The sequence below is a fragment of the Arthrobacter sp. HMWF013 genome (genome assembly GCF_003061105.1).
Classification (GTDB): domain Bacteria; phylum Actinomycetota; class Actinomycetes; order Actinomycetales; family Micrococcaceae; genus Arthrobacter.
On record NZ_QAIQ01000537.1, the window covers coordinates 1 to 2681 of the forward strand.

The 2681-nt window shown below is 65.3% G+C and carries 2 protein-coding genes; one reads left to right on the forward strand and one right to left on the reverse strand.

Features of this window, described 5'->3' with window-relative positions; all coding sequences use genetic code 11:
- Nucleotides 1-94: 94 nt before the first annotated feature.
- Entirely contained in the window at nt 95-601 is a 507-nt protein-coding gene (locus DBR22_RS18485) for a DUF2004 domain-containing protein (protein ID WP_108600212.1), read from the forward strand.
- Between the two features lie 135 nt (nt 602-736).
- Here the strand turns inward: DBR22_RS18485 and metE are convergent.
- The coding region (gene metE / locus DBR22_RS18490) for a 5-methyltetrahydropteroyltriglutamate--homocysteine S-methyltransferase (RefSeq protein ID WP_258229292.1) at nt 737-2681 on the reverse strand (1945 nt) is incomplete at its 5' end.

Sequence of the window (2681 nt, forward strand, 5' to 3'; positions counted from 1 at the left end):
GGACCTGCTCGCCGAAACCCTCGCCAGTCCCGGAACCGCAGGGAAATAGTCCCGAACGCTGGAATGCTCCGCTTTGGGGGTCTATGTTGAAGATATGAACAGGGTAGCGAGCCAGCACTTTGGAGAAATTGAGCTCAATCACGGCAGGGACCACAACGTCGCTGCTAAACATGAGCTCGGTGGCCAGACGCTGGAACTCGACCTCAACATCAATGCGCATGACCACTTCGATGAAGCGGCCATGCATAAGGTGGACTACCGGCTGCGTTTCCTGCCCGAACTCGTGGACGAGGTGCGGCAGATGATCGCCGACGAGCTGGAGCAGGAAGGCACCAGCCCGCAGGAATACCTGCAGTTCCACTGCAACGCCGTCAAGGACGAGCACCTGCGGAAGGTCTTCGGCGTCGAGGACCGGAGCCAGCTCACCAACGACGTCTTCCTCAAGGCACTCAAGCTCGGCCACGTGGGCATCTACCCCGGCCAGCCCGAACGGTACTTCGTCCTTGATTTCACGCTGGGCGCCCACTTCACCGACGAGGTACTGGTGGCTTCCGCCGACGAAGACGGCGTGGTCGACGACGAAATCCTCTGGGAGTCCTGAAACCTGTCGTCGATGGTTAACGCCCGACGGCGGCCGGTCACCTGAAGTGACCGGCCGCCCGTTTGCTCGCTTCTCAAGCCCCGGTGCGCTGAGCGCACCGGGGCATGAGCCTCTGCGAGCTCTCTTATGCAGCCGTCACTTGGCTGCTTCGAGGAGGCCGGCGCGGACCGTCCTGGTGGCCTTGACCAGGTTGCGCAGGGACTCTTCGGTCTCGGCGTAGCCGCGGGTCTTCAGGCCGCAGTCCGGGTTGACCCAGAGCTGGCGGGACGGGACGTGCTTGACCGCAGTGGCCAGCAGCTCAGTGACTTCCTGCTCGCCCGGAACACGCGGCGAGTGGATGTCGTACACGCCTGGGCCAACACCGCGGCCGAAGCCGTGGGACTCGAGGTCGTGGACAACCTCCATACGGGAGCGTGCGGCTTCGATCGACGTGACGTCGGCGTCGAGCCCGTCGATCGCGTCGATGATCACGCCGAACTCCGAGTAGCAGAGGTGGGTGTGAATCTGCGTGGCGTCAGCGACACCGGCGGTGGCAAGACGGAAGGAGTCCACCGACCACTTCAGGTAAGCGGAGTGGTCTGCCTTGCGCAACGGAAGGAGCTCGCGCAGGGCGGGCTCATCCACCTGGATGATCTTGATGCCGGCGGCTTCGAGATCAGCGATCTCATCGCGCAGCGCCAGGCCCACCTGGTTGGCGGTCTCGCCCAGCGGCTGGTCATCGCGGACGAAGGACCAGGCCAGGATGGTGACCGGACCGGTGAGCATGCCCTTCATCGGCTTGTTGGTGAGGGACTGCGCGTACTCCGCCCACTTCACCGTGATGGGGGCGCTCCGGGTGACGTCGCCCCAGAGGATGGACGGACGCGTGCAGCGGGAGCCGTAGGACTGGACCCAGCCGTGGACCGTGACGTCGACGCCCTCAAGGTTCTCGGCGAAGTACTGGACCATGTCATTGCGCTCGGGCTCGCCGTGCACCAGGACGTCGTAGCCAAGCTCTTCCTGCAGGTCCACGACGCGCTTGATCTCGTCCTTCATGAGCTGTTCGTACTGCTCGTTGGTGAGATCGCCCCTGTTGTTGCGGGCACGTGCGGAACGGATTTCCGAGGTCTGCGGGAAGGAGCCGATGGTGGTGGTGGGCAGCGGCGGCAGGTGCAGTGCCTCTTCCTGGGCGGCTTCGCGGACTTCATAGGCTGAGCGGCTGAAGTCAGCCCCGGTCAGCGCCCCGGTGCGGGCCCGGACGTCCTCGCGGTGCACACCGGCAGCTGTGGCACGGGCGGCAATCACGGCAGACGCCTCATCGATGGCAGCCTTGGCGGAGGCCGGGTCCGCCACGTAATCGGCAAGGATCCTGACTTCCACGGCCTTCTGGTCGGCGAAGGCGAGCCAGCTGCGCAGCTCCCCGGAGAGCTGGGTCTCTTCGGTGACGTCATGGGGGACGTGCTGGGCGGAGGTGGAGGTGCTCACGGCAATCCGGCCGGCGGCGGCCTTCAGTTCGTCCAGCTTGCCGGCCGAAACGGCCAGATCGTTGCGCCAGATGTTGTGGCCGTCAACGACGCCGGCAACCAGGGTCTTGTTTCCCAGGCCGGCGAGTGCCGCAGCAGAGGGCACCGCGCCCTTGAAGGCGTCGATGTGCAGGGCGTCGATGTTGGTGGCGGCAAGGGTTCCCAGCTGGCCGTCGAGGGCACCGTAAGGAGTGGAGACCAGGATCTGCGGGCGCTTGGCGGCACCGGAGAGGACTTCGTAGGCCCGGGCCACGGCAGCTTCGATTTCGGCGGCCGGTGTGTCCTGGTCAACAACCAGTGCAGGCTCGTCGAACTGGATCCAGCTGGCCCCGGCGGCGGCGAGCTTCTCCAGCAGCTGGACGTAGACCGGCAGGACATCCTCGAGGCGGGACAACGGGGCGAAACCGGCCGGGGCGTCGTCGGAAGCCTTGGAGAGCAGGAGGTACGTGACCGGGCCAACGATGTAGGGGCGGGTCTCGATGCCGTTGGCCATGGCGAACCCGAATTCCTCAACAATGCGGTTGGAGGCAAGGGTGAAGGCGGTGTCGGGGCCGATTTCCGGAACGAGGTAGTGGTAG